General features: G+C 63.8%; 1 pseudogene. It reads right to left on the bottom strand.

Annotated elements, in window-relative coordinates:
- Nucleotides 1-268, bottom strand: a pseudogene (locus SB751_RS31040) (patatin); the annotation flags it as partial.

Genomic DNA, 268 nt, shown 5'->3' with positions numbered 1-268 from the left:
CGCCGAGCGTGAAGTTGAACGCGTTGATCAGGTTGGTCCCGCCGATGCTCTTGCCGCCCTCGATCGTGGCGCTGACACTGTGCCGGCCGAACTGCTGCGCGATCATCGCCTTGCCGTAGATCTCGGTGTAAGGCGTGTTCGACGTATCGGCGAGGTTCGCCGCGGACTGGCTGTTGTGCGACCACAGCGAGCGTTCGACGCGGAATTCGCTGTAGTAGCCCCTGCGCGGGAACATCGGATCGTCGAGCTGATCGATGACGAGCCGCGC

The organism is Cupriavidus sp. SIMBA_020, from assembly GCF_046535395.1.
Taxonomy (GTDB): domain Bacteria; phylum Pseudomonadota; class Gammaproteobacteria; order Burkholderiales; family Burkholderiaceae; genus Cupriavidus; species Cupriavidus campinensis.
Note: the sequence above shows the minus strand (reverse complement) of the source record. Positions and strands in the feature narration are given on the sequence as shown.